This window comes from Natronospira sp., from assembly GCF_007134575.1.
Classification (GTDB): Bacteria; Pseudomonadota; Gammaproteobacteria; order Natronospirales; family Natronospiraceae; genus Natronospira; species Natronospira elongata.
In genome coordinates this window covers 1-23,477 of the sequence record NZ_SLKM01000245.1, presented here as the reverse complement: position 1 = coordinate 23,477, position 23,477 = coordinate 1, and the positions used below count along the sequence as shown (strand labels likewise).

The window sequence follows — 23,477 nt, the reverse complement described above, 5'->3', positions numbered from 1 at the left end:
TTCCGCGGCCGAGAAGCCGATCCGTGGCGAAGTGGTCGCCGTGGGTAGCGGCAAGCCCCTGGATAGCGGCGAAACCCGCGCCCTGGATGTGAAGGTCGGGGACAAGGTTCTGTTCGGCAAGTTCGCCGGCACCGAAGTGAAGGTGGACGGCGAGGAAGTCCTGGTGATGCGCGAAGACGACATCATGGCGGTCTTCGAAGGCTGAATGAACCGCGCACCCGGATTGAAACGAAACATCCACTGAAACAAATTTTGAAGAGGTGAACAGCAATGGCTGCTAAAGAAGTCCGTTTTGGCGAAAGCGCCCGCAACCGCATGGTCCGCGGCGTGAACACCCTGGCCGACGCGGTCAAGGTCACTCTCGGCCCGCGCGGTCGCAACGTGGTGCTGGACAAGAGCTTCGGCGCCCCCACCGTGACCAAGGACGGCGTGTCCGTGGCCAAGGAAATCGAGCTGGACGACAAGTTCGAGAACATGGGCGCCCAGATGGTCAAGGAAGTCGCTTCCCAGACTTCCGACCTGGCCGGCGACGGCACCACCACCGCCACCGTGCTGGCCCAGTCCATCCTGCGTGAAGGCATGAAGGCCATCGCCGCCGGCATGGCCCCGATGGAAGTGAAGCGGGGCATCGACAAGGCCGTGAAGGCCGCCGTCGAGGAAATCCGCAAGCTGTCCAAGCCCTGCGATGACGACAAGTCCATCGCCCAGGTGGGCACCATCTCCGCCAACTCCGACGAGGAAATCGGCCGACTGATCGCCGATGCCATGAAGAAGGTCGGCAAGGAAGGCGTGATCACCGTCGAGGAAGGCCAGGGCCTGGAAAACGACCTGGACGTGGTCGAGGGCATGCAGTTCGACCGCGGCTACCTCAGCCCCTACTTCGTCACCAACCAGCAGAGCATGACTGCCGAGCTGGAAGACCCCTACATCCTCATTCACGACAAGAAGATCTCCAACATCCGTGATCTGTTGCCGGTGCTGGAGAACGTGGCCAAGTCCAACAAGCCGCTGATGATCGTGGCCGAGGACATTGAAGGCGAAGCCCTGGCCACTCTGGTGGTCAACAACATCCGTGGCATCGTCAAGGTTGCTGCCGTTAAGGCTCCCGGCTTCGGCGATCGTCGCAAGGCCATGCTGGAAGACCTGGCTGTCCTGACCGGCGGCACCGTGATCTCCGAGGAAGTGGGTCTGTCCCTGGAGAAGGCTACCCTGGATCACCTGGGTACCGCCAAGAAGGTGCAGGTCTCCAAGGACGACACCACCGTGGTGGATGGTGGCGGCGACAACGCCCGCATCAAGGAGCGCGTTGACCAGATCCGTGGCCAGATCGAAGAGTCCAGCTCTGATTACGATCGCGAGAAGCTGCAAGAGCGCGTGGCCAAGCTGGCCGGCGGTGTGGCCGTGATCAAGGTCGGTGCGGCCACCGAAGTGGAAATGAAAGAGAAGAAGGCGCGCGTGGAAGATGCCCTGCACGCCACCCGTGCTGCGGTTGAGGAAGGCATCGTGCCTGGCGGTGGCGTGGCCCTGCTGCGTGCCCGCGTCGGCATCGAGAAGCTGACCGGCGACAACACCGATCAGAACACCGGTGTGGACATCCTGCGTCGTGCCATGGAAGAGCCCCTGCGTCAGATCGTCTACAACGCCGGCGGCAAGCCTGACGTGGTGGTGGCCAAGGTGGCCGAAGGCAAGGACAACTTCGGCTTCAACGCGGCCAAGAATGAGTTTGGCGACATGGTCGAGTTCGGTATCCTGGATCCCACCAAGGTGACCCGGACGGCCCTGCAGAACGCCGCTTCCGTGGCGGCTCTGATGCTCACCACCGAAGCCATGGTGGCTGAGCTGCCGAAGGACGATGACAACGCCGGTGCCGGTGCCGACATGGGCGGCATGGGCGGCATGGGTGGCATGGGCGGCATGATGTAAGACGCCGTTCCATCTCCGCTCATCCTCAGGGATGACTGGAAGGCCCCGCCTGATTTCAGGCGGGGCCTTTTCGTATCCGGATGTCGGCCGTTCTCCTTGGGCCACGCAAAGCACTAGCTTCGTGCTATCTTAGGGAAAGAGCGACCACAAATCGCAAAGGGAGCGGGATGAAAAGCGAGCCCGAGGAAGGCTGGAAAGCACGTTATCACACTGTACTTCAGCAGATGTCGGAGGAGGCCCGGGCGGCTGCGCGGCTCGAAGAGCGTCTGCGCCAGGCCGTCAGCCGGATCGCGGTATTGGGTCTGGGCGGCGATCGCGAATTGGACCGACGCCTGGAACGGCTTCGTCAGGCTATCCACACTGACACGGCCAGCGATGAAGTGCTCTCACTGGTTGATGCCATCAGTGCGCGGGTGCGCCTGCTGGCCGAGACCGCGGGTTCCGAGTCTCATGCCCCAGGTCGTGAGCCTTTGCGGGCCTTGCTGCTGAATCTGCTCACCCTGCTGCGCCGCCTGGACCCCGATGATGCGCGCCTGGCCGGCTTGCTGAGTCGCGTCCATCGGGCGGAAACGCAAGATCTGGCCGCCTTGTCGATGGCGGTGGAGAACCTCCTTACCGAGAAACTGAATGCGGCTTCCGAAGCCGCCCAGCGTGGCGTGTTTGGGCGTTTGCTGGGTGGCAGTCGGGCGCGAAAGGGACAGAGTGTTGAAGCCCTGGAGCTGATTATTGATCGGCTACAGACGCGCTGGCCGGAGCAGGGCTTGCAGGTTCTGGCGCAACGGCTCAAGCAGGAAGGCGGTGATGCCCTGATTCCGGTGGCGGTTGAGCTTGCCGGGATGATGGAGCAGGCCCTGGAGCAACCCGAGGATGACAGCGCGTCCGTCGAGCGGGTGAAGCCGGCGCTGGAGGGGCCAAAGGCCCTGCGCCAGGTACTCTCCGCCCTGCGGTTGCCCGATGAGTTCGCTGACTCAGCCGATGCCCTGGCCCGGCAGGCCGAGGAGGCCTTCAGTGATCCGGATTGTCTGGCCGGCTGGCTGACGGAGTTATCCGGGGTCATTCGCCACTATCGTACCCAGGTGGAACAGGAGCGGAAGGGCTTGCGGGCCTTCCTGGAGAAGACGCTCAATCGCCTGGCGGAACTTGATGGCCATATCGATGCCGAGGACGAGGAGCGTCGCCGCTCCGCAGAGCAGACTCACGAGGTGGATCAGCGCCTCAGTGGTAGTCTCCATGAAATGCAGCGAGGCATTGCCGACAGCCAGGACATGGGTCAGTTGCAGAAGATGATCACGCGGCATCTGGATGCCCTGGGCAAGGGCCTGAAATTACGCCGGCGCCTGGATGACGAACGGGAGCGGGCGATGGAAAGACGTTTTTCCGAAATGCGCGAGCGGGTGGAAGAGCTGGAGCGCGAGAGCGATCAGTTGCGCGACAGTCTGCGTCGAGAGTCACGACGTTCCGTGCTCGATCCCTTGACTCGTCTGCCCAATCGCCAGGCCTGGCGGGAACGCATCGGTTACGAACGGGCCCGTCAGCAGCGCCGCTCCCAACCACTGTCCTTGCTGGTTTGTGCCCTGGATGAGATCAATCTGATCAATGAGCGTCTGGGCCCCGAGGCTGGTGATGTGGCAATTGCCGATTTTGCCGAGAAGCTGGCAGGCAGCATCCGTCCTGGTGATTTCGTGGCCCGCCTGGAAGGGGTGGAGTTTGTGCTCATCCTGCCGGATATGGATGCGGATGCCGCGATTGAACAAGCCAAACGTCTGGGCGGGGAACTGGCCACCGGTGAGTTCACCTATGAAGACATTCCGTTCTCACTCTCCGCATTGTTTGGCGTGGCCAGTTTCGAGGAGGACGACGACAGTCCAGACAAGGTCTTGCGCCGTGCCCGCAGTGCCCTGAGAGAAGCCCGTGAGTCCGGCGAAACCTGTCGCTATGCGCCCAATGGTGTTGGCGCGGAGTCTGGCCGGCCGCCGATGGCCTGAATTCATCCCTTTGTCTTGCTGATGAACCAGCAGTGATGAATCCGGGGGTTTCGCTTGAAATCCTCGGGGATGCTGGCCTTGGTCATATCCTGAATCTTCAGCCCCTGACTGTCGTCGAGTTGCAGGCGGAAATCCCGCCGATTGCAGGAGAAGACCAGCAAGCCATCCGGGACCAGACGGTCCAGGGCGGCCTGAATGAGGGCCGGGTGGTCGCGCTGGATGTCCAGCGTGGTGTCAGTATCGCTGGAGTTCGAGAATGTGGGCGGGTCCAGCAGGATCAGGTCCCAGCGGCCAGTCTGACGATTGAGCCATTCCACGCAATCGGCACGGACCAGACGATGGGCGTCGCCTTTGAAGCCGTTGATCGCCAGGTTGCGTTCCGCCCAGCGCAAATAGTTGCGGTTGAGATCCACGCTGGTGGTGTTACGGGCGCCACCGAGTGCGGCATGGACGCTGGCGGTGCCGGTGTAGGCAAATAGATTCAGGAAACGTTTGCCCCGGGCTTTCTCCCGGAGCCAGGCCCGCACCGGCCGATGGTCGAGAAACAGGCCACTGTCGTTGTAGTCGCTCAGGTTGACGATCAGGCGGGCCGGCCCCTCCTGCACGGTCAATTCCAGCTCCCGCTGGTCCAGTCGATTGTATTGTTCACGGCCTTTTTGCGGTCGCCGGGTCCGCAGATGAATATTCTCGCCCGGGATGTCCAGGGCATGACTGACCGCGGTCAGTCCGGCCGCCAGTCGCCGACGGGCCTTGTCGGCCGGGATCTGCTTGGGTGCGGCGTATTCCTGGACCAGGGCGTGAGCGCCATAGCAGTCCACCGCCAGGGCGAATTCCGGGATGTCGGCGTCGTAGGCTCGAAAGGCGTCGGTCTCCTCTCGACGGGCCCAGCGGCGCAGGTGACGCAGATTTTTCTGCAGGCGGTTCTCCAGGTCTCGACCTTCCCGTGCCGGCGGCGACCATAGCTGAACCAGATGACAGTCAATGGCCCCGTTTCTGAAGCGATGACTGCGACGGCGATCCAGGCCGGTGTAGCGGTCCAGATCGGGCTCCGGCATAAGCATTGCGGCATGCCAGCGCTGGAAGGGCCCTCTCAGCCGTTCACCCAATCGGGTGTAGAGGCTGGGCAGGGCCTTGCGATCCTCCAGGCGTTCTCCGTAGGGCGGGTTGCCGATCACCAGGCCGGATTGGCAATTCGGCGGCGCCTCGAGCACCGTCATTTCCCGGTGGCTGAATACCAGCCAGTCTCCCAGGCCAGCCGCCTGGGCATTGGCGCAGGCAGCCGCAATAGCGTCCGGGTCCTTGTCATAACCGCGCAGAACGCCTGGCAGTGATGACAGTTGCCGCAGCTTGTGGCGCGCCTCGGACAGCAGTCGCTGCCAGTGGTCGGGGTCGTGTTGCGGCCAGCCGGCGAAGCCCCAGTGACTGCGATGGACGCCGGCAGGAATGCCCGCGGCCATCATGGCAGCCTCAATGACTAGGGTGCCGCTGCCACAGAAGGGATCCACGAGGTTGCCCTGTTCGGGCCATCCGGCGGCCATCAGCACGGCCGCGGCGAGATTTTCCTTGATCGGGGCGCTGACGCTGCGGCGGCGATACCCGCGCTGGTGTAGCGGCCCACCCCCGAGATCCCGATACAGGCTCAGACGCTCACCATCGAAATGGGCGTAAATCTGCACATCCGGACGGTCCGGGGTAAGCCTGGGACTTTCCAGTCCCTTGGCGCGGAGCTGGTCGACGATGACGTCCTTCAGGCGTTGCTGGCCGAAGCGGCTGTGGCGCAGCCATCCCCCGGTTCCCCGGAAGTCCATGCCCAGGCTGCCGTCGGGCGGCAATTGGGCAGCCCAGTCCACCTGGTCCACCGTGCTGACAAAGGCGGCGTCATCGTCCGCCGGTCCCTGATGGAGGGGGAGCAGCACACGGGAGGCAACTCGGCTGTGCAGGCAGCAGCGATAAACCCCTTCCAGGTCGGTCTCCACCCGAATCATCCGCCCGCTGCGGCCAGTGACCGGCAATGACAGGGCGGCGAGCTCCTTTTCCAGCCAGGGGCCGCAATGAGGAGGGCAGAGCAGGACCAGGTCCACGATTGACTCCTTGGGTATCTGTGAAAGGCCCAATTGGGGCCGTTGAGCGGGCATGATACCTGATCAATGCCCCTTATCACGGGGGGCCCCATAGGGGGCATTGGCATCCCCCACGCAGAATGTGGATAATGCGTGTGGGTTACGGTTGGACTGGGAGTGTTCAACCAAATCCCCAATTGCTTAAGAATACAAACGCGTTTCCTTTTAGAGGGAGGTTAGATCATGATCAACCGCAAGCAGTTTGCTCTTGCTGCCGCTGGTGCCTTTGCACTGAGTTCCGGTGCCGCCATGGCCCAGGGCAGTGTGGGCGCATACTACGCCGATTTTGGTGACCTGGACGGATTCGGCCTGGAGGCCGATTTCGTGGTTGCCGATCAGTTCCGCCTGTTCGCCGACGTTACTATGCTTGACGAAGGCGATGTCGAGCAGGATATCGTCCGTTTTGGTGGTGGTTACCTGATGCAGATGAACGACCAGATGTCTCTGGAGTTCGGTGCTTCCTTCCAGAACTGGGATTTCAGTAACCCCTTCTTCTCCTTTGACGATGATGCCATCGGTGTTCACGGTGCCCTGAACTACGCGGTCACCCCCGAGTTCACGTTCACGGCCAAGGCCGAGTTCCTGATGTTCGACATGATGGATGACGACGACATCGTGATCGGCCTGCGGGGCAGCTACAACGTGACCCCGGAAATCGCCATTTTTGGTGGTGCCGACATCTACAATCATGACGTGATCGACGAAACCCTGATCCGCTTCGGCGCCAGCTTCAACTTCTGAAGCGGTTGATCGGAATTGAAGGGATTCAGCTTGGCGGGGAGGCCGGATGGTCTCCCCGCTTTCTTTTTTCCTGACCCACCTTGCTGCATCATGGCCGGACTACTTCAGTGAACCGGCATGAGTGATGTGATGGACCTGCCCCCCGCCCCAGCCACCCATCTGAGCGAAAGTCAGCGACGGCAACTGTCAGAGCACGACGGCGATCGCCTGCTGGGAATCAGTCCCTTTTTGGCCTCGGCCTTCAATCGGGATGCCGGTCTCGCTGATTGGCTGCTGGCCGATGAGCGCCTCTCCCGCCCGCAAACTCCGGAATCCATTGTCGAGCGCGCCCAGCCGATAGCCGAGGCCGACAGTGAAGCCGAGCTCATGCGTCGGCTGCGGCAGGCTCGCAATCGGGAGCTGGTGCTGGCCCTCTGGCGTGACCTCACCGGGCGCTCCGAGCTTGCCGAAACCCTGGCGGCAGTCAGTGCCCTGGCGGACTGTCTGATCAGTCTGGCCCACGACTGGGTGGAGGCCGAGCTGCAACAGCGTCATGGTATTCCCCGCGATGGGCAGGGCAATGCGCAGCGCATGGTGGTCCTGGGTCTGGGCAAGCTGGGTGGTGGAGAGCTCAACTTCTCCTCCGATGTGGACCTGATCTTTGCTTTCCCGGAAGCTGGCGAGACGGATGGTGGTCGCGTTCTGGACAATGAGCAGTTCTTCACCCGCCTGGGCCGTCGCCTGATTCGGGTCCTGGATGAGATCACCCCGGACGGCCAGGCCTATCGGGTGGACATGCGCCTGCGGCCCTTCGGCGATAGTGGGCCGCTGGTCATGAACTTCAATGGCATGGAAACCTATTACCAGCTCCATGGCCGGGAATGGGAGCGCTATGCCCTGATCAAGGCCCGCCCGGTCGCCGGGGACCTGGCGGCGGGGGAGGCCTTGATGAAGGATCTTCAGCCCTTCGTCTATCGTCGCTACCTGGACTATTCGGTCTTTTCCTCGCTGCGGGAAATGAAGCAGGGCATCCGCCGCGAGGTCCGCCGCAAGGGCCTGGAGAACAACATCAAGCTCGGGCGGGGCGGCATTCGTGAGATTGAATTCATCGCCCAGTTGTTCCAGTTGATTCGCGGCGGTCGGGAGCCGGAGTTGCGCAGTCGTCGGCTGTTGCCGACGCTTGAGGCCATTGCACGGGCCGGTCATATCGATGCTGACGAAGTTCGAGGTCTGTTGGAGGCCTATGAGTTCCTGCGCATGCTGGAGAATCGCATCCAGGGGCTGCACGATGCCCAGACCCATGAATTGCCCCGGGACGACGATGATCGTCGGCGATTGCTGGCAGCCATGGACGAGGATAGCTGGGAGGCCCTCACCCAAAGGATCGGGGACGTACGCGAAGGAGTAGGGCGTGCCTTTGACGAGGTCTTTGTCGGCCCGGCCCTGCCGGAGGAGCAACGGCAGGACGATGTCTTCGCCGACCTCTGGGGGGAGCGTCTGGATGCCGACACGGCCCGAAAGCTGTTGCGACGCACGGGTTTTTCCGATCCCGAACAGGCCCTGTCGGTACTGGCACAGCTGCGTGCCTCACATGCCGTCCGCCGGATGGGCGAGCGGGGCCGGCAGCGACTGGACCGGCTGATGCCCTCGGTACTGCATCTTGCCGCCGGTCGATCCAACCCCGGTCAGAGCCTGAAGCGCATGGTCTCGGTTCTGGAGGCCGTCGCCACCCGCACAGCCTATCTCTCCCTGCTGGTGGAAAATCCCCGGGCCCTGGAGCATCTCGGCCGCCTGTGCTCGGCCAGCCCCTGGATCGCCGATCGCATTGCCCGTCATCCCCTGTTGCTGGATGAGCTGATTGACCCACGCATCTTTCAGCAGGCCCCGGATCCGGAGGATTACGCCCGCGAACTGGATGAGCTCTTGGCACCGGTCGGCGACGATCTTGAGCGGCTCATGGACGGCTTGCGCGAGTTTCATCAGGCTGCCGTGCTTCGGGTGGCGGCGGCCGATATCAGCGACTGCCTGGATGCACCCGCGGTCAGCGACCGGCTGTCACTGGTGGCCGAATTGATCCTGAAGCGCGTCCTGGACATCGCCCGCAACGGCCTCATCGCCCGTCATGGCCGGCCCCGCTGTAGTGCCCCCGAGCCGCGGGACAGCGGTTTCATCATCGTCGCCTATGGCAAGCTGGGCAGCGCCGAACTCGCCTATGGATCCGACCTGGACCTGGTCTTTCTGCATGACAGTGCCGGTGACGAACAGCAGACCGATGGCGATAAGCCGCTCGACAACGGCCACTTTTTCGCCCGCCTGGCCCAGCGCATCATCCATCAGCTCGCCACACCCACCCCTGCCGGCGTCCTGTACGAGGTGGACACCCGTCTGCGCCCCAGCGGCTCCGCCGGGCTTCTGGTAAGCAGCCTGCAAGCCTTTGAGGCGTACCAACTGGAAAAGGCCTGGACCTGGGAGCACCAGGCGCTTCTGCGGGCCCGTCCGGTGGCCGGTGATCCGGACCTGATGCGGGCTTTCGAACAAGCCCGAAGGACAATCCTGGCTCGTCCCCGGGATTTGGAGGGCCTGCACAAGGATATCCGGGAGATGCGGGCGAGGATGCTGGCCGAGCAGCCGGCGGGCGATGATCTCAAACGCCTGCCCGGTGGCCTGATCGATGTGGAGTTCCTCTGCCAGTATTGGACCCTGCAGCATGCCGTCGACAAGCCGGCGTTGCTGGAGGAAACCGGCACCATTCCCCTGCTGCGAACCCTTGCCGCCAATGACTGCATTGCCAGCGACGAAGCCGAAGCCCTGATCACTGCCGCGTCCGACTTCCGCGCCCACCTTCATGCCCGCACCCTGGCGGGCGAAGCCTCGGACTCCGAGGTGGAGCATCTGGCGGCACACCGCGAACAGGTCACGGCTATTTGGGAGCGGCACCTCGGTGGTTGAGTTGGTTGTTTCAGTGTCGGTGGGATTTGGTTCCGCTTGGCTTTGATGCGACCGAGGAAATCGCGGATAAATCCGCTCCCACGGTGCCTTTAGCGTATGCCGAAGCCGCCGTGGGAGCGGCTTCAGCCGCGATCAAGAGCCTCCGGATCGCACCAAAACACGAGCCTGAACCAAACCTCTCGGCTGGCACCGCCCGGGTGATCCCACCAGGACCGTGGCCGGGACGCCCCCGTCACCGCTATCGAAGGGCACCACCCCAGTCAAAGCCACCGGTCAACCTGACCAGCCGGATTCCCTGTTATAATTCGCCCCGGCCGACTCCCCGGCCGGCAGGCAAATCACTCAATCCAGGAGGTCATCGTGGCGCAGAGCAAGGCCCAGGGTATCGCCCGGGATCAGGCGACCCCCAACGATCGCAAGCATTACGAAGTCACCCGGGATGATCTGCCCGTTCACTGCCCGATGCCCGGCATGAGCCTGTGGAACTCCCACCCCCGGGTCTATATCCCGGTGGCTGAGAAGGGCGAAGCCCGCTGCGGCTACTGCGGCGCCCTTTACGTCCTCAAGGACTGACCCCTCTTGTCCGCCCCATCGCCGACGGTCCTGTTCGTGCCCGTCAGCGGGTCGGGCGGATCCGGCGAGTATTACCGCTGTCTGGCCATCGCCCGGGCCCTGACGGGCCTGTGCCCCGACGCCCTGGTGCATTTCGTGGTCAGCCACGAAGCCAGGCTGGAGCGGGACCCGGCCTTTCAGTATCACGAGCTGCCCGACAGCCCCACCCGCGCCGTTCATGAGACCGTCGAGCACATTCGCGGCCTGTCCCCTGATCTGGTGTTCTTCGACTCCGCCGGCCGCATGGCCCAGTTCCGGGCAGCGCGCGAGAGTGGTGCCCGGGTCGTCTGGCTGAGTGATCGCCCTAACAAGCGGCGCAAGGCCTTCCGCCTGCGCATGATGCCGACGCTCGACCTGCATCTGATGGCCGCGCCCGGCGAGGCCGAACCCCGACTGGGTCCCTGGCATCGCCTCAAGCTGCGACTCTTCCCCCATCTGGCCACCCGCTTTTTCAGCGGCATTGCCCCGAGCGTGGACAGCGCCCGCCGACGCGAACTCTGCGAGGAACTGGGCCTGCCACAGGAGGACTATGTGGTGCTGGCCCCGGGCGGTGGCGGCTATCACTATCGGGGCCGGCCGGTACCGGAGATCATGCTGGGCGCCGCGGCAAAGGTCAGCGAGGCCACCGGCCTGGCCTGTGTCATGGTCATGGGGCCCCAGTATCAGGGTGAGGTGAACGACCATGAGGACCATGAGCGGGTGCGCGTGGTTTCCAGCCTGCCCACCCAGGATCTGACCCAGCTACTCCATGGTGCCCGCCTGGCGGTGATCGGGGCCGGCAGCATGATGACCGCCCAGACCCTGTCCATTGGCGTGCCGGCGGTCATGGTCCCGGCCGGCGGTGATGATCAGCCGCCCCGGATCGCCGAGTTCTCCCGCCGTGGCCTGGCCAGTGCTGCCGAGATGGATGAACAGGCCATCGCCGATGCCGCCATCGCCCTGGCTCAGGACGAGTCCCGCCGCCATGCCCAGCAGACCGCGGTCCGCGATGCCGGTATGCGTAATGATGTGGATGAGGTGGCGAAGGATCTGCTGGTTCTGCTCCGCCAGCGGTAACTATTGCCCCGCTGTAGGCGCGGATTTATCCGCGCCTACAGCGGGGTAGTAGAGGGCGTGCTGGTTCGCGACAGGGCTTCGCCGAAGCCCAGCTCCCACGGCTAGAATCTGCCAGCTCGCAGCTCGCAGCTCGTAGCTCGTAGCTCGCTGCTCACTTCACATGCTTGCCTCCGGTCCAGCCCCCCTTGGCGAGCACTTCCTTGCCCAGCTCAATCGCGCTATCTTCCAGGTCGGTGGCCATGGAGTCGTTCCAGCGGTTGAGGAAGCCGTAGAGGGAGATGGCACCGAGAATCTCCACGATCTGATCTTCGTCCCAGTGCTCACGCAGGCGGGTGAAGATTTCTTCATCCACGGCATTGGGGACGGAACCGGCAGCCAGGGCAAAATCCAGTGCGGCGCGTTCGGCTTCGCTGTAGTGGGGGCTGGTTTGGTACTCCCAGACCGCGTCGACCTTCTCCTTGGGGATACCCTTGATCTGGGCGGCGACCAGGGAATGGGCCTCGCAGTACTGACAGCCTGCGGCCCGGCTGGCGAAGTAGGCGATCAGTCGCTTGAAGCCCGGGTCCACGGCACCCTGGGGATCCATTACCGCCCGGGTCAGCTCACCGAAGGCTTTTACCATCTTCGGTCGGCGCTGCATGGTGAGCAGGCTGTTGGGGACGAACCCGAGAATATCCTCGAAGACTTGGAAATCCTCGGCCAGCTCGGGGGTGGCATCCTTGGGCAGAGGCTTCATATAGGCCATGGTGTCGGCTCCTGTTGGCATGCTGAAAAGTAGATTGGTCAGCATCGGGGACGCCGGTGACGGCGAAAAATTACTACTGCGCCATCAATGCATCCAGTTTTTCGGTGACTTCGGCCACGGTGATCCGCTCCATGACCTGCGGGTCGCGCACTCGCGTGCCCCAGCGGACGTCATCAACCCCTTTACCGGTCTCGGCCTTGAGGGCTTCTGGATAGTGATTGACGCACCACTGGCGGCTGAAATAGGGACCGGTGCGATCGGGATTGGAACTGGCATAGAGGCCGATCACCGGGGTGCCGGCGGCGGTGCCCATGTGCGCGGGGCCGGAGTCCGGGCAGAGTACCGCCCGGGCCCGGCGAATCAGGGCGAACAGTTGCTTTAGACCGGTCTGGCCCACCAGGTTGGCGGGCTGATGGTGGCAGTGGCCCATGATGGCCTCGGCCATGTCCCGCTCCCGGTCCGTGGGTCCGCCGGTGATGATGGTGCCCAGACCATGGTGCCGGGCCGCGTGGTCGATCACCGCGGCATAGCGTTCCGGCCGCCAGTCGCGGAAGTTGCGCGACCGCTGACTGGAGCAGGGGCTGAGGATCAGGGCGGGGCCCTGATCGGGGATATGTTCGCGGGCGAAAGCCTCGTCGGCCTCCGGGACCGGGATGTCCCAGCGCGGTCGACTGATGTCGGCGCCAAGCTGGGCCGCGAATGCCAGCAGGCCTTCCATCACATGCTGTTGCGGCCGGGCGGGGATGGCCTCGTTGGTGAACAGCCACTGCCAGTCCCGGGCGCGAGCGCGGTCAAAGCCGATCCGGCGGCGGGCCGGAATCCGGCGGCTGGCCAGGCTGGCGCGCAGGGCCACCTGCATGTGCAGCAGGGCATCGTAGTCTCGTCCGGCCAGGGTCTGGCCGAGGGCTCGATAGCCGGACCATCCGGCCTTCTTGTCGAAACTGATAAACTCCACCCCTTCGATGTCGCCCACCAGGCTGGCTTCCAGTTTGCCGATCACCCAGGTAATGGGGGTATCCGGCCAGCGGTCCTGGAGGGCGCGAAGTACTGGCACTGTGTGGCAGACATCGCCAATGGCGGACAGGCGCAGCATGGCGATGGCGCGCGGTGCATCGCTGGAAGGGTAATCGGCGCTCATGAATTCTGAATCCCTGTTTCTAAGCCGGCAGGAAAGCTGCCTCATGCTAGCGGATGACCGCCGCCTGGGCCACCCGAAGCCCGAGCACTTCGAGCCCCGATGGTGGCAGGGGGCGGGTCGGGTGATTGGCGAGGCCAAGGGGCGGGGCAGTGCCTGGTTTCTGAACATCGACACCGAGCAATGGGTTCTACGTCATTATCGTCGGGGCGGCATGGTGAGCCGCTGGGTTGAAGATACCTATCTCTATACCGGCGCCGAGCGTAGCCGGCCCTTTCGGGAGCTGCGTCTGTTGCGGGCAATGGAAGCGCGGGGCCTGCCTGTTCCTGCCCCTGTTGGTGCCTGTCTCAGCCGCCAAGGGCTGCTTTACCGGGCAGACCTGATTAGCGTGCGGGTGCCGGGACAGCCCCTGTCCAAACGGTTGATGGAGGGTGACAGTGATCCCGGCCTGTTCCGGCGGGTCGGTGAGGTAATCGGACGCTTTCATGCCGAGGGCATATTCCATGCGGATCTCAATGCCCATAATATTCTGGTGGAAGGGGAGTGTGTCCATTTGATCGATTTTGACCGTAGCCAATGGCGCCGGCCCGGTCACTGGCAACGCCGCAATCTGGAGCGATTGCAACGCTCGGTGAAAAAAATCCTGGCGTCTGACTGGGCAGAAGAAGCTCAATGGCAGCAAGCCTGGCTGGCCCTGGAACAGGGCTGGCGGGATGTCATCAAAAAGGGTTGATAACGAGAATGAATATCCTGCGTGGTGTGTTGAGCCAGATCATCATCATTCCGGCCACGGTGGTGCTCATCGTGCCCATGATGTTGACCGCCCTGATCAAGCTGCTGGTGCCCAATCGGCGCTTTCGGCGTTTTGGAACCCGGATTGTCATCGGCATTGCCGAGATCTGGGCCTGGCTGGTGGTCCGAACCTTCAGGTTAGTGCTGCAGACCCGCTATGAAGTCAGTGGTGATCTTGATGTGGATCGGCAACACAGTTACATGCTGATCTGTAACCACCAGAGCTGGGTGGATATTCCGGTCCTGATTGAGGTCTTCGATGGCCGTGCCCCCTTCTATCGTTTTTTCCTGAAGCAGGAGCTGATCTGGCTGCCGTTGCTGGGCATGGCCTTCTGGGCCCTGGAGTATCCTTTCATGAAGCGTTACTCCAAGGCCGAGATCAGGAAGAACCCGGAAAAGCAGGGACGGGATCTGGAAGCCACAAAGATCGCCTGTGAGCGGATGCGCGGGCTGCCCGCAACCATCATCAACTACCCGGAAGGCACCCGCTTCACCTGGGCCAAGCATGAAAAGCAGGACTCACCGTTCACCAATCTCCTGCGTCCCCGTGCCGGGGGCATCTCCTTCGTGCTTAGCGCCATGAATGATCAGCTCGATGGCCTGATCGATGTCACCATTCGTTATCCGGGCGGCAAGCCGGGCTTCTGGCAATTCCTCTCCAACCGCGTTCCCCGTGTTCAGGTGCATGTCCGCAAGCTGCCCATCCCGACCGAGATGACTCAGGGCGACTACCAGAATGACCCGGAATTCCGGGCCCGCTTTCAGCAGTGGGTCAATCAGCTCTGGGAAGAAAAGGATCAGCGCCTGGAAAAGATGAAGGATTAGCCTCGCGCGGGGGGCGTCGAGAGGAAAGAAAAAGCGGCCTCGCGCAAAGTCGCCAAGACGCAAAGAAAGAAAAATCATATTGCTCGCGCAGAGACGCTGAGACGCAGAGAGGTTGCCTTTGTGGGAGGGAGCTTCTGGTCTGTGGGAGAGGCTTTAGCCTCGACAGTGCCATCAGCTGGTGGACATCGAGGCTAAAGCCTATCCCACAACATAACCCCCTCTGCGTCTCTGCGCGAAATAGCTTTTGAATTTTTGAATTTCTTTGCGCCTTGGCGCCTTTGCGCGAGGCTATCTTTTCTTTTGCCGTTTCTCGTGCTTTCGGTGTTCGGTGGTCTTGAAGCGGTTGTGGGTCCAGAGGTATTGCTCCGGGACGCGGCGGGCCTCGGCTTCGATAAGGCTGTTGACGGTGGCGCCGTCCTGTTCCGGACTCATCTCGGCCATGCCCTCGATGGGGGAATCAATGCGCAGCTTGTAGCCTTGTTTATCCGGCAGTCGCTCCACCCAGAAGGGCATGACCGTGGCGCCGCTGATGCGGGCGAGGCGATGGGTGGCCGGGTTGGTGGGGGCAGGGACGCCGAAGAAGGGCACGGTGACAGCGTTCGCTCCCTGGTAGCCCTGGTCGGGGGCATACCAGACGGTCATGTTTTGCTTCAGGCTCTTCAGCAGTTCTCGCACCGAGTCCCGTGGGATGGCCTTTTCGAAGTGGGCCTCGCGCCGGCGCTTGCTGATGTATTCCAGCAGTTCGTTGCGATTGGGCCGATACATGAGATGAAAGGGCCGGTAAAGAGAGAGCAGCCGGCCGCCGATTTCAAGGGTGGTGAAATGGGCAGACAGCAGAATGGCGCCCTTGCCTTTGTCCAGGGCCGCATCCAGATGCTCCAGGCCCTCGATCTCCACCAGACCCTTGAGGCGTCGGTCGGAAGCCCACCAGCACATGCCGATCTCGAACAGAGCGATGCCCAGGGCCTCGAAATGTTCCCGGATCAGTTGCTGACGCTTTTCTTCCGACCAGTCGGGGAAACAGACCCGCAGATTATATTCCGCCACCCGCTGGCGACGGCCCGCGAGCTTCTGCATCAGCCGACCAAGGACACGCCCCACCCGAATCTGAGCCCCATAGGGCAGGAGGATGGCTACCCGCAACAGACTAAAGGCCAGCCAGCCAATCCAGTAACGGGGGTGTAGAGGGGCTTTCATGTTGTTGTCACTCATCCTATTGATCTTGCCACAGGCAGAGAAAAAGAAAACACCAAAAGGCGGCCTCGCGCAAAGACGAAAAGACGCTAAGAAAACCAAAAGTGTATTTTCCCCTGAGGCGCTGAGATACTGCTATTCTGGTGCCGCTCCCACAGAGTAGTCACCCCACTCAAAGCCAACCCTCCGCGCCTCCGCGGTAAAAATGGTTTTGAATTTCTCTGCGCCTTTCCGCGAGGATGCATTTTTCTTTCTACCTGGTGATGTTCATCGTCCACCCAGATAACGGGCCTTGCGCCAGCGTTTGTGGAGTTTGGTCTTGAAGCGGTCGAAGGACCAGAAGTATTGCTCGGGCATCTGCCGGATCTGCTCTTCCAGGATGGCGGTGGTCCTTTCGGTGTCGGCCACCGGGTCGTCGCCGGGAAAGTCTTCCAGGGCCGGCAGCAGGTGCAGGCGGTAGCCACGGGCACCCGGCAGGCGCTCCGGGTAGAAGGGCACCACCGGGCTGCCGGTGGCCTTTGCAATGCGGGCGGTGGCGGTATTGGTGGGCGCCGCCAGGCCGAAGAAGGGAATCATGGCGTGGTTGCCGCGGGTGTAGGCCAGGTCGGGGGCATACCAGACGCAATGGCCTTCCTTCAGTCGGCGCATCAGTTGCCGGATGCTGTCGCTGGGGATGACGCCATCGAAGTGGCGGCGTCTTGAGCGATGCACCACGTATTCCAGTACCGGGTTCTTGTTGGGCCGGTACATGAGGTGAAAGGGGGTGAACAGGCCCAGCAGGCGGCCACCGATCTCGAAGCTGGTGAAGTGGGCACTCATGATCAGCACACCCCGGCCCTGGGCCTTGGCGGCCTCCAGATGTTCCAGACCCCGGACCTCCACCAGTCGCCGCAGACGGCGGTCGGAGGCCCACCAGCCCAGGCCAAGCTCGAAGATACCCACGCCGACCGATTGAAAATGAGCCTTTGCCAGTCGACGGTGTTCGGACCGGGATTTTTCCGGGAAGCAGCGGCGCAGATTGGCATAGGTGAACAGCCGCCAGCGCCAGGCAAGGTAATACAGGCCACGACCGAGTGTCCGGCCCATCGCCACCAGCAGGGGATAGGGCAGCAGCAAGAGCAGTCGAAGCAGGCCCAGTCCCAGCCAGGCGGGCCAGTAGAGCGGGGATAGGGGCAGGCGGGGCGGGGTCGGCTCTTTTTTTGACATGACCGGATTATAGCGCTTCGCGTCAGGCCTGTTGAGCACGGTGGCTGTGCATGGTCAGCCGTGGAAACCGCTTGCCCCGTGCTATCATTCCCGCCCTGATTGGACCGCATTCAAAGGGGTTTTCGCGTGGAGCTGCCGGATTTCGCCAACGCCCGGGTGATTGTCCTGGGTGATGTGATGCTGGATCGCTACTGGCAGGGTCCGACCGGGCGAATTTCGCCCGAGGCACCGGTGCCGGTGTTGCGGGTTGATGCCGAGGAGGCCCGTCCGGGGGGTGCGGGGAATGTGGCTTTGAATCTGGCCGCCCTGTCGGTGAAAACCGAACTGCTGGGCTGCGTGGGCCGCGACGAGCCGGGTGAATGTCTTGCCGAGCGCCTGGATGCTGCCGGCATTGGTCATCGCCTGAGCCACTGGGATCGCCCCACCATTACCAAGCTGCGTGTAATCAGTCGTAACCAGCAGCTGATCCGTCTGGATTTCGAGGATGCCCGGCCGGCCGCGGCGCCCGCTGATCTGGAAAAGGCATTCGAGCGCAGCCTGGGTGACGGCGATGTGGTCGTGCTGTCGGATTATGCCAAGGGCGCCCTGTCCGGCGTGGAAACCCTGATCCGCCTGGCCCGCGACCGTGGCCTGCCGGTCCTGGTCGATCCCAAGGGCACAGACTTCAGTCGTTACCGTGGTGCCACATTGCTGACCCCCAACCTGGGCGAGTTTGAGGCCGTGGTGGGGGCCTGCCCGGATGAGCAGACCCTGGTGGAGAAGGGCGAGCTGCTGGTGCAGACCCTGGATCTGCAGGCACTGCTGGTGACTCGCAGTGAGCGGGGCATGACGCTCATCCGGCCCGGCTTCGATCCCCTGCACCTACCGGCGCGGGCCCGTGAAGTGTTTGATGTCACCGGTGCCGGCGACACCGTGATCGCCATGCTGGCCGGGATGCTTGCCGCCGGTGAAGATCTGGCAGCGGCTGCTCGTCTGGCCAATCTTGCCGCCGGACTGGTGGTGGGCAAGCTGGGGGCGGCGACCGTGACGCCCTCGGAATTGCGTCTGGCCATGCACGATGCCGGTGCGCCGGAGGCGGCGGTGATGGATGCCTATACTCTGGAACATGCCATCCACCATGCCCGTGAGCGGGGGGAGCGGGTGGTCATGACCAACGGCTGTTTCGATATTCTGCATGCCGGGCATGTGAGTTATCTGCGCAAGGCGCGTGCCCTGGGTGATCGTCTGGTGGTGGCGGTCAATGACGATGATTCCGTCCGCCGCCTGAAAGGCGAACAGCGCCCCATCAATCCCCTTGCCCAGCGCATGAGTGTATTGGCCGGCCTGGAAGCGGTTGACTGGGTGGTGCCGTTCTCGGACGACACGCCGGAACACCTGATTTGCAAACTTCTGCCGGATTTACTGGTCAAGGGAGGAGACTACCGGCCCGAAGATATTGCCGGTCATGATTGCGTGGTGAGAAACGGGGGCGAGGTTCGGGTGCTGGACTTCATCGATGGTCTCTCCACCAGTGCCATCCTTGCCCGGGCAAGCGGGCGTGAGCAAAGCTGAACAGCGCTGACATGAGTCGACTGCTCTACAATGCCGCCCTGGCGGCGCTGATGCCGGTGGCCTTCCCCTATCTGGAATGGCGGGCCCGACGCCAGGCGGGGCTGGGCGATGCCTGGCGGCAGCGTCTGGGTTGGGTAGAAGATCGACCTGCCGGTGATGGGCCCATCTGGGTTCATGCGGCCAGTGTCGGCGAGGTGCAGGCGGCCTTGCCCCTGTTGCGTGCCCTGGATAATGCCATGCCGGACCGGCGCCTGGTGGTGACCACCTTTACCGCCGCCGGTGCCCGGCGGTTGGCCGAATCCGCAGGCGACCGCGTGATTTGTCTGACCCTGCCCTATGATCTGCCCGGGCCGGTCAACCGCTTCCTGGACCGGGTCCGCCCCGCCGCTCTCCTGGTGACCGAAACCGAACTCTGGCCCAATCTTTTCCATGCCGTGCATGCGCGTGGCATACCGCTGATGCTTGGCAGTGCCCGATTGAGTGAGCGGGCCTTTCGTCGTTATCAGCGTCTCAGTGGACTGCTGGCGGAAACCGTTTCCCGCATTGATCTGATTGCGGCTCAGAGTGATGGCGATGCCGAGCGCTTCCGGGCCTTGGGTGCCGCCACTGAGTGCGTGGAGACCATGGGTAATGTGAAGTTTGATCTCCATGCCTCCAGTTCCGTGGCCGAGCGGGGCACCGGCTTGCGGCGGAGCCTATTTGGGGACCGGCCGGTCTGGATTGCCGGCAGCACGCGGCAAGGTGAAGACGAGCAGATCCTGGACGCCTTCGAGCAGGTTCGCCAGGATCATGGTGATGCCGTCCTGGTGCTGGCACCGCGTCATCCTGAACGGGGCGCTGCCCTGCGCCAACTGGTCAAGGCCCGTGGCCTGGTGTCGGCGCAGCGGAGTGCCGAGCAATCGGCCGATGGAGTCGATGTCTATATCGTCGACACTCTGGGCGAGTTGATGACCTTCTATGCGGCCGCGGACGTGGCCTTCGTGGGCGGCAGCCTGGTGCCGGTGGGCGGTCACAATCTGTTGGAGCCCGTGGCCCTGGGTGTGCCCGTCCTCACCGGCCCCTACCATGACAACGCCATGGATGTGGCGGAATTGCTGATGGGGGCGGGTGCCGTTCGCCGGGTGGGCGGCGCGGATGAACTGGCCGCGAGGGTCAGTGAACTGTTGGCGGACGGTGAAGCCCGGGCCCGCCAGGCGGCGGCAGGCTGGAAAGTGATTGAAGCCAATCGGGGGGCTGTGGACCGCCTGGTGACTCGCCTGGCTCGCTTGATGGGTGAGGAGCTGCTGACCTAGCCGGGCCTTCCATGGGAAGGCCCGACGGGTCTCGGCCAGCTTTTAAGTGCGGGGCTCAAGCCCTTCCATGTCCAGCTCTTCGGGATCGATTTCCTCATCATCGACCATCGCCCCGGGCGAAGCACCCAGCAGGGCGTTGATTTCCATGATGTCGTTGGCATTGAGGGCGCCGGTGGCGACCCGCAGGCGCATCTTGTTCAGCAGGAAGTCGTAGCGGGAGCGGGCGTAGCTGGTCTGGGCCTCGAACAGGGCCCGACGGGCGTCCAGCACATCGACGGTGGTTCGGGTACCGACTTCAAAGCCCGCCTGGGTGGAAGTCAATGCGGTTTGACTCGACTCCACCGCCTGGGCGAGGGCGCGCACCCGTGAACGCTCCGAATGCACCCCAAGATAGGCATCCCGCGCTTCCCGCTCGGCCTGGCGGGCCAGACGTTCCACTCGGCTGGTCTGGGCCAGCATGCGCTGACGGGCTTCCGTGGTCTGGGAGCTGACCCGTCCGCCGGAGAACAAGGGCACATTGAGCTGTACCTGGACCTGGTAAAGTTCCTGCTCGAAGAAATCCGGCTGTCTGAAATCCTGTTCGTCGATACGTGTCTCGCCGCTGCTTTCAACATCCGAATAACTGGCGGTCAGCTCGAGGGTGGGATAGTGACCGGCCCGGCTCTGGGCGAGGCTTTTCTCGGCAGCCTCCAGGTCAAAGCGTGCCGCCACCACATTGAGATTGTTGGCCTGTGCCTGAATGACCCAGGCTTCGGGGTCCGCCGGGACGGGCAACTGGAGGTCCATGTCATCGATGGGGGCGGCGATCTCCCCAGGGTAAATGCCGATGATCTCCCTCAGCCGCTCCCGGTAGACATTCACATTGCGTTCGGCACTGATTCGGTCGGCAACGGCCTGGTCGTAGGCGGCGCGAGCCTCCTGGACATCGGTGATCGCCACCAGACCGACTTCGAAACGGCGTTCAGCCCGGTCCCGCTGCCGCAGGATGGCTTCCTCGTTGGCTTCAGACGAGGCGAGCTGATCCAGGGCCGCGAGCAGGTCGAAATAGCCTTCCGCGGTACGGATGGCCAAATCCTGCATGGCGGCTTCGAAGTCGGCCTCCGCGGCCGCCACTTCAGCCTGGGCCCGGCCCATTCCCTGGAAGGCGCCCCAGTCGAAAATGACCTGACTGAGATCGAGTGAGTAAGTGGTGGTGGTGTCGTCGGAGCGCGCCGCATCCAGCGGCACCTGTCCAGCCTGGCTCACTCGTCTTTCCCGGGTGCGGTCCTGATAGGAGACCGTCAGTGACAGTTGGGGCAGGAGGTTGGCCCTGGCCTGGGGGTAGGCCTCGCGAGCGGCGTCACGGTTGGCGCGGGCCTCCCTGATGGCCGGATCATTCTCCACTGCCAGCTCGTAGATCTGCAGCAGGTTCATCATTTCAGACTCGGCTTGTGCCTCGGCGAGAGGGGCCGACAGGCCGAGCAGGCACAGCGCGAGGATCAATGGCCGAAGTGACATGGTCACGACTCCTTATGCGATTTGGTGTTGTAGGTGACTATATCAGCTGATCTGAAAAATGCAAGTCAGTGGATCATGGGCCGGCATTTCAGCCCTCATGAGTAGCGGGGAATGTCGTCATCCACTTCCTGTGACCAGGCGTCGATGCCACCCAGAAGATTGGAGACATCTTCAAAGCCCTGTCGTTCCAGGAAGTCGGCCGCCATGGCACTGCGGACGCCGTGGTGGCACATGACGATGAGTGGCCGTTGGCGTGGGATACGATCCAGGCACTGGGGAAGCTGGGCGAGCGGAATGTGCAGGGCCCCGTCCACAGCCGCCAGGGCCAGCTCGGATGGCTCACGGACATCCAGCAGGCTGGCCTGGCCGGATTGCAGCAGCTTGTGGGCCTCTCGGGCGGGCAATTCTTGCATTGGACTGCACCCCTCTCCGCGGGTGGCAGTGGGCGGCGTCAGAGCTCGAACACGCGCGGGTCGAAGGCGTTCAACAGGGCCGGCAGATTGGTTTCAAAGAGATGCTCCCGGGCCCAGTCATCCTCGGCCATGCGGGTGATCAGCTGTGCTTCCATGGCCGGTGCGCGGCCGGTGACCACGAACAGTCGTCCGCCCACGGTCAGTTTTTCCCGAAAGCTGTTGTGCAGACTGGGCATGGAGCCGGTAACCACGATGACGTCAAAGCGTTCATCGGTCCACTCCAGGGTGCTGGATTCCTGGACCTGACCACGAACCTTTTTGGTGTCGGTCGCCTTCCAGTTGGCTTCGGCCTGTTTGACCAGATCCTCGAAGCAGTCAACGCTCAGCACCTGTCCGCCGAGGGCGCCAAGGCAGGCGGCCAGATAACCACTGCCCGTGCCCACCTCAAGCACCCGGTCGCCCGGCTGCACATTGACTGCCTGGAGCACGCGGCCCCCGACCTTGGGCTGCATCATGATCTGGCCATGGTCCAGCGGGATATTGGCCTCGGAGAAGGCCAGTGCGCGATAGGCTGAGGGCACGAAGTCCTCGCGCGGCACGGTTTCCATCACCTCCAGCACCCGAGGATCAAGGACTTCCCAGGCGCGGACTTGATGTTCCACCATCAGGTGGCGGGCTTCACGGTCGGTCTGCAGGCTAAACGGCGTCTGTTCCATGGCTTTTGGTCTGCGTTAGAGGCGGCTTCGGGGGCCGCCAAGGATAAGGCGGCGGCCCCCGCAAGGCAAGTGTCTTCAGCCCCCGTCCGCGTCTTCAAAGCAGTGGAAGTTGGCTGCTGGCCTTTCCCCCTGGCGCTGGAAGGAGCCGCCAAGGCATATCAACGAGGCGTCGCCGGCGGCGGCTTCCAGGGCCGCGCTCTGGCCACTGGCGCTTAGCAGCTGGGGTGGCTGGAAAGGCGCAATCACCAGGCTGCCGTTCTCAACCTGCAACAGGGCGATACCGTCCCGGGTATGGCTCTGATCCTGATCGTCGGTCAGATTCTCGAAGCGACCAAAGACAACGATGCCGTCGTCGATATGGCTCAGCCCGGTAATGCGACCGTCCGCCCGGAAGTCGCTGCTGATGGCATCGCCGTCACCCTCACCGTCGTCCAGCCCCAGACGCCAGCTGCCGTTTTCTCGCCAGGCGAGGGCCAGTTCGTCGCCGATCCGGGTCATGCGTGCCCCTTCTTCGCTGCCCGGTGCCCAGCCGAGGAGCTCGCCGGTGCCGGCGTCAAAGGCGGCCAGACCCTGCCGGACTTCGTCTTCATCGTTTTCCCGGACAGCATTGAACTCACCGGCCACATGGACCCGATTGCCCAGGACGTGCACATCACGGACCCGTCCATCGGGGCCATCGCCCATACGCCAGCCACCGTCGAGGTTGCCGTTGGCATCCATGGCCGCAAGCCGGTCGACTGAGCCTT

At 63.2% G+C, this 23,477-nt stretch carries 19 protein-coding genes and 1 pseudogene; 11 read left to right on the top strand and 9 right to left on the bottom strand.

The features are described 5' to 3' along the window. The 3 genes from ACJWXQ_RS09755 to ACJWXQ_RS09745 all read left to right on the top strand — a co-directional run. Nucleotides 1-205, top strand: a 205-nt coding sequence (locus ACJWXQ_RS09755) for a co-chaperone GroES (RefSeq protein WP_406672715.1), incomplete at its 5' end; no start/stop codon positions are given. A gap of 65 nt (nt 206-270) precedes the next feature. Continuing rightward, nucleotides 271-1,923, top strand: coding sequence for a chaperonin GroEL (groL, locus tag ACJWXQ_RS09750; protein WP_406672714.1), 1,653 nt, complete (start codon nt 271-273; stop codon nt 1,921-1,923). Between the two features lie 167 nt (nt 1,924-2,090). Then, nucleotides 2,091-3,908: a GGDEF domain-containing protein gene (locus ACJWXQ_RS09745; protein ID WP_346052005.1), complete on the top strand. Its 1,818-nt coding sequence runs from the start codon at nt 2,091-2,093 to the stop codon at nt 3,906-3,908. Between the two features lie 2 nt (nt 3,909-3,910). On the opposite strand, the gene rlmKL is transcribed toward ACJWXQ_RS09745, so the two are convergent. Beyond that, nucleotides 3,911-5,989, bottom strand: coding sequence for a bifunctional 23S rRNA (guanine(2069)-N(7))-methyltransferase RlmK/23S rRNA (guanine(2445)-N(2))-methyltransferase RlmL (gene rlmKL, locus ACJWXQ_RS09740; protein WP_406672713.1), 2,079 nt, complete (start codon nt 5,987-5,989; stop codon nt 3,911-3,913). 222 nt (nt 5,990-6,211) lie between these two features. Between rlmKL and ACJWXQ_RS09735 the strand changes: the two genes are divergently transcribed. From ACJWXQ_RS09735 to ACJWXQ_RS09720, 4 genes are all read left to right on the top strand, one after another. Further along, nucleotides 6,212-6,769, top strand: coding sequence for a hypothetical protein (locus tag ACJWXQ_RS09735; protein WP_346052003.1), 558 nt, complete (start codon nt 6,212-6,214; stop codon nt 6,767-6,769). 117 nt (nt 6,770-6,886) lie between these two features. After that, complete coding sequence (gene glnE, locus ACJWXQ_RS09730; protein ID WP_346052002.1) at nt 6,887-9,697, top strand: bifunctional [glutamate--ammonia ligase]-adenylyl-L-tyrosine phosphorylase/[glutamate--ammonia-ligase] adenylyltransferase; 2,811 nt, start codon at nt 6,887-6,889, stop codon at nt 9,695-9,697. 360 nt (nt 9,698-10,057) lie between these two features. Further along, complete coding sequence (locus tag ACJWXQ_RS09725) at nt 10,058-10,270, top strand: zinc-finger domain-containing protein (RefSeq protein ID WP_374729207.1); 213 nt, start codon at nt 10,058-10,060, stop codon at nt 10,268-10,270. Between the two features lie 6 nt (nt 10,271-10,276). Continuing rightward, complete coding sequence (locus tag ACJWXQ_RS09720; protein ID WP_346052000.1) at nt 10,277-11,365, top strand: hypothetical protein; 1,089 nt, start codon at nt 10,277-10,279, stop codon at nt 11,363-11,365. A 151-nt stretch (nt 11,366-11,516) separates the two neighbouring features. Here the strand turns inward: ACJWXQ_RS09720 and ACJWXQ_RS09715 are convergent, their stop codons facing one another. Next, complete coding sequence (locus tag ACJWXQ_RS09715) at nt 11,517-12,110, bottom strand: carboxymuconolactone decarboxylase family protein (protein WP_346051999.1); 594 nt, start codon at nt 12,108-12,110, stop codon at nt 11,517-11,519. Between the two features lie 73 nt (nt 12,111-12,183). Next, a complete protein-coding gene (locus ACJWXQ_RS09710; protein WP_406672712.1) occupies nt 12,184-13,248 on the bottom strand; it encodes a glycosyltransferase family 9 protein in 1,065 nt (354 codons plus the stop codon). Here ACJWXQ_RS09710 and ACJWXQ_RS09705 point away from each other — a divergent pair. Together ACJWXQ_RS09705 and ACJWXQ_RS09700 are read left to right on the top strand one after the other, a co-directional pair. Then, nucleotides 13,247-13,978 (top strand): 3-deoxy-D-manno-octulosonic acid kinase, encoded by a 732-nt coding sequence (locus tag ACJWXQ_RS09705; RefSeq protein ID WP_406672711.1) that lies wholly within the window; start codon nt 13,247-13,249, stop codon nt 13,976-13,978. The genes ACJWXQ_RS09710 and ACJWXQ_RS09705 overlap by 2 nt on opposite strands. An 8-nt stretch (nt 13,979-13,986) precedes the next feature. Continuing rightward, nucleotides 13,987-14,862 (top strand): acyltransferase, encoded by an 876-nt coding sequence (locus ACJWXQ_RS09700; protein WP_346051996.1) that lies wholly within the window; start codon nt 13,987-13,989, stop codon nt 14,860-14,862. Between the two features lie 288 nt (nt 14,863-15,150). On the opposite strand, the gene lpxL is transcribed toward ACJWXQ_RS09700, so the two are convergent. Together lpxL and ACJWXQ_RS09690 are read right to left on the bottom strand one after the other, a co-directional pair. After that, nucleotides 15,151-16,059 carry an LpxL/LpxP family Kdo(2)-lipid IV(A) lauroyl/palmitoleoyl acyltransferase gene (gene lpxL / locus ACJWXQ_RS09695; protein WP_346051995.1) on the bottom strand — a complete coding sequence of 303 codons (909 nt, stop codon included), beginning with the start codon at nt 16,057-16,059 and terminating at the stop codon, nt 15,151-15,153. Nucleotides 16,060-16,323: 264 nt separating this feature from the next. Next, complete coding sequence (locus ACJWXQ_RS09690; RefSeq protein ID WP_346051994.1) at nt 16,324-17,262, bottom strand: lipid A biosynthesis acyltransferase; 939 nt, start codon at nt 17,260-17,262, stop codon at nt 16,324-16,326. A 177-nt stretch (nt 17,263-17,439) separates the two neighbouring features. Between ACJWXQ_RS09690 and hldE the strand changes: the two genes are divergently transcribed. Beyond that, a complete protein-coding gene (gene hldE / locus ACJWXQ_RS09685) occupies nt 17,440-18,813 on the top strand; it encodes a bifunctional D-glycero-beta-D-manno-heptose-7-phosphate kinase/D-glycero-beta-D-manno-heptose 1-phosphate adenylyltransferase HldE (protein ID WP_406672716.1) in 1,374 nt (457 codons plus the stop codon). A gap of 11 nt (nt 18,814-18,824) precedes the next feature. Beyond that, nucleotides 18,825-20,105, top strand: coding sequence for a lipid IV(A) 3-deoxy-D-manno-octulosonic acid transferase (gene waaA, locus ACJWXQ_RS09680; RefSeq protein WP_346051993.1), 1,281 nt, complete (start codon nt 18,825-18,827; stop codon nt 20,103-20,105). A gap of 42 nt (nt 20,106-20,147) precedes the next feature. Here the strand turns inward: waaA and ACJWXQ_RS09675 are convergent, their stop codons facing one another. The 4 genes and pseudogenes from ACJWXQ_RS09675 to ACJWXQ_RS09660 all read right to left on the bottom strand — a co-directional run. Next, nucleotides 20,148-21,602, bottom strand: a complete 1,455-nt coding sequence (locus ACJWXQ_RS09675) for a TolC family outer membrane protein (RefSeq protein WP_406672710.1) — start codon at nt 21,600-21,602, stop codon at nt 20,148-20,150. 95 nt (nt 21,603-21,697) lie between these two features. Further along, on the bottom strand, nt 21,698-22,015 hold the full coding sequence (locus tag ACJWXQ_RS09670; protein ID WP_346051991.1) for a rhodanese-like domain-containing protein: 318 nt from the start codon (nt 22,013-22,015) through the stop codon (nt 21,698-21,700). 38 nt (nt 22,016-22,053) lie between these two features. Then, a complete protein-coding gene (locus tag ACJWXQ_RS09665; RefSeq protein WP_346051990.1) occupies nt 22,054-22,731 on the bottom strand; it encodes a protein-L-isoaspartate O-methyltransferase in 678 nt (225 codons plus the stop codon). Nucleotides 22,732-22,806: 75 nt separating this feature from the next. After that, nucleotides 22,807-23,477: pseudogene (locus ACJWXQ_RS09660) on the bottom strand (hypothetical protein); the annotation flags it as partial.